Source organism: Neisseria sp. P0001.S005 (assembly GCF_051963715.1).
The window spans coordinates 1-547 of the sequence record NZ_JBQCTZ010000528.1; the positions used below are offsets into that span (position 1 = coordinate 1).

Below are 547 nucleotides of genomic sequence, written 5' to 3' on the forward strand. Positions count from 1 at the left end.
GCTGCAAAAATTGTAGAAGAAGCCAAAGAGCAAGCTTCTCATGAAGCAGCACGCATTGCAGCCCAAGCAAAAGCTGACGTGGAGCAAGAAGTTAACCGTGCGCGCGAAGTGTTGCGCGAACAGGTTGCTACACTGGCTGTTAAAGGTGCAGAATCTATCTTGCGTAAAGAAGTTGATGCTTCCAAACATGCAGATTTGCTCAGTACCTTAAAACAGGAGCTGTAATCTTATGGCAGAGTTCGCAACGATTGCCAGACCTTATGCGAAAGCATTGTTTAGTCTGGCTCAGGAAAAAAACCAAATCGAGTCTTGGTTGGGCGAACTGAAAGAACTCGCAGCGGTTGTTCAAGATGAGAAAGTCATTGCTCTCATCGAGCAACCGGAAACGGGAGCTTCCGAAAAAGCAGAAACGCTCAAAGGTCTTGTCGGTATCAAAAATGTCGAATTGGCAAATTTCATTACCGTTTTGGCCGAGCAAAAGCGTTTGCTGGTATTGCCGGAAATTTATGCCCAATATCAAGATTTGACCTTGATACACAACAATACG

At 45.2% G+C, this 547-nt stretch carries 2 protein-coding genes; both read left to right on the plus strand.

What is annotated here, in order from left to right:
* A partial coding sequence (locus tag ACTHSP_RS21475) for a F0F1 ATP synthase subunit B family protein (RefSeq protein ID WP_440346936.1) occupies nt 1-225 on the plus strand: 225 nt, incomplete at its 5' end.
* Between the two features lie 4 nt (nt 226-229).
* On the plus strand, nt 230-547 hold a 318-nt coding region (gene atpH / locus ACTHSP_RS21480; protein WP_440346937.1), incomplete at its 3' end, for an ATP synthase F1 subunit delta.